Below are 2391 nucleotides of genomic sequence, written 5' to 3'. Positions count from 1 at the left end.
CGTAACAAGCGTTGAAGTCGGCGACCACGTTATCCCACTTTACACAGCTGAGTGTGGCGAATGTAAGTTCTGTAAGTCTGGTAAAACTAACCTTTGCCAAGCGGTTCGCGAAACTCAAGGTAAAGGCCTAATGCCAGATGGCACAAGCCGTTTCTCTATCAACGGTGAGCCAATTTTCCACTACATGGGTTGTTCTACTTTCTCTGAGTACACGGTACTTCCAGAAATCTCACTAGCGAAAGTAAACAAAGAAGCACCTCTTGAGGAAGTTTGTCTTCTAGGTTGTGGCGTAACCACAGGTATGGGTGCAGTACTGAACACAGCTAAAGTTGAAAAAGGCGACACAGTTGCTGTATTCGGCCTAGGCGGTATCGGTCTTTCTGCAATCATCGGTGCTCGTATGGCGGGTGCAAGCAAAATCATCGGTGTTGATATCAACGAGAGCAAATTCGAGCTAGCAAAACAACTTGGCGCTACTGATTGCATCAACCCAATGAACTACGACAAGCCAATCCAAGACGTTATCGTTGAGATGACAGACGGTGGTGTTGATTACTCATTCGAATGTATCGGTAACGTAAACGTGATGCGTCAAGCTCTTGAGTGTTGTCACAAAGGTTGGGGTGAGTCAGTTGTAATTGGTGTTGCAGGTGCAGGCCAAGAGATCTCAACTCGTCCGTTCCAACTAGTAACAGGTCGTGTATGGCGTGGTTCTGCTTTCGGTGGTGTTAAAGGCCGCTCTGAGCTTCCAGAAATCGTAAACCGTTACATGGCGGGTGAGTTCGGTCTTCAAGAGTTCATCACTCACACTATGGGTCTTGAAGACGTAAACGAAGCATTCGAACTAATGCACAAAGGTGAATCTATCCGTACTGTTCTACACATGGATAAATAGCCTTAAATCTTAAACCTCATTTGGTTTTCATAAAGTCCGTTAGATTGAATCTAACGGACTTTATTTTTTCCTAGGCATGCTTACCAAGGAATATTTTTATTAAAGGTTGTTCCCTTTAATAAAGGTATCTGAATTGTCCTACAGGGTTACTGGAATTGTCTTTATGTTGACTAAACTTCGCCACTCTTTACCTCTACGGTTAGTGTTAGCTGCTTTGCTTGCATGGCTTTTTGCACAACTTATCTCTTCAACCTCTGGTATTACCCAAACGGGGTGGTATCAGTTCTTAATGCTTGGCAAAACTACCTATATCGGCTTGCTAAAAATGGTCGTTGGCTTAGTGGTTTTATTCTCGCTATTGCAAGGTATAACAAGCATTGGTTCGATAACTCGATTGAAGCAAATTGGCCGTAATACGGTGCTTTTCTATAGCTTCACGACGCTGATAGCCATCTCTTTGGGCTTGGGTGCTTCATTGCTGTTGCCTGCTTGGGAGCCTTTAACCAGCGTTGCTACGATTGGAGACGATGTTCAGCTTATAAGCGAAGATGCGGCAGGTGGAGCTGCTATTGCAAGCAAGCTGTTTAGCATGGCATTAGTGAACCCGGTAGCGGCATTAACCAATGGTAACTTGCTCGCGATTGTTGTGTTCTCATTCATGTTGGGTATTGCGCTACTTTCTTCATTGCCAGAAAAACACCCGATTTTTGAGGTGCTTAATGGCTTGAACAAGAGCATCAATACCATTGTTGGTTGGATAATTCGTTTAGCTCCACTAGCGGTTTTCGCCATTGTCCTTGATTTTACCGTTCGTGGCGGTGAGTCACTGTTTGAGCAATTGGCACTGTTTGCTTTGCTCGTGTTTGTGCTGACTCTGATCCACGGAGCGATTGTACTGCCGGCCATTGCGAAGGTGATGACCGGGATTCGCTTTAGCACATTATTTAAAGGAATCTCCGCGCCAATGGCGATGGCGTTCGCAACGTCATCAAGCTCTGCTACTTTGCCACTAGCGATGCAGAGCGCAGAAGAAAAGCTCGGTGTATCGCAAAGTACAAGTAGCATGGTGTTACCGCTTGGCGCAGTGATGAACATGGATGGTACGGCACTTTTCGAGGGTGTTGCGGCAATCTTCTTGGCTCAACTGTTTGGTGTGGACCTCACGACTTCTGGCTTGGTGATGATCTTCATTATGGCGATGGTCTCTTCTGTGGGGGCTCCGGGTATGCCATCTGGATCTATGTCTGGCATGCAGCTGGTGTTATTGGCCGCTGGCATACCATTGGAAGCGATCGCGATTCTGCTGATTATTGAACGTCCGTTAGATACATTTCGTACGGCAGTTAATGTAGAAGGTGACATGATTGCTGCACTGGTCGTGGATAAATGGCAGAAACAACAAAAGACAGTGCTTGAACCTGCACTGAGCAAGTCAGTAGCTTAGAGAATATCAAGTTCAATGAAAAAGCCCGTTCAGGTATTGAAGTGACCCCGTA

2 protein-coding genes are annotated in these 2391 nt (G+C 45.8%); both read left to right on the top strand.

What is annotated here, in order from left to right:
- A partial coding sequence (locus tag BCT81_RS23290; protein WP_102426017.1) for an S-(hydroxymethyl)glutathione dehydrogenase/class III alcohol dehydrogenase occupies positions 1-895 on the top strand: 895 nt, incomplete at its 5' end.
- A 163-nt stretch (positions 896-1058) separates the two neighbouring features.
- Positions 1059-2339 carry a dicarboxylate/amino acid:cation symporter gene (locus tag BCT81_RS23285; protein ID WP_102426016.1) on the top strand — a complete coding sequence of 427 codons (1281 nt, stop codon included), beginning with the start codon at positions 1059-1061 and terminating at the stop codon, positions 2337-2339.
- Positions 2340-2391: the final 52 nt, after the last annotated feature.

The organism is Vibrio sp. 10N.261.52.A1, from assembly GCF_002876325.1.
In the GTDB taxonomy this organism is placed as follows: Bacteria; Pseudomonadota; Gammaproteobacteria; order Enterobacterales; family Vibrionaceae; genus Vibrio; species Vibrio chagasii.
The sequence above is the reverse complement of the archived record's forward strand: the minus strand, read 5'-3'. Positions and strand labels throughout refer to the sequence as shown.

Bases quoted from the DNA above. Each gene is read 5' to 3' on its own strand.
- BCT81_RS23285 (WP_102426016.1), top strand. From the start codon at position 1,059: ATGTTGACTAAACTTCGCCACTCTTTACCTCTACGGTTAGTGTTAGCT.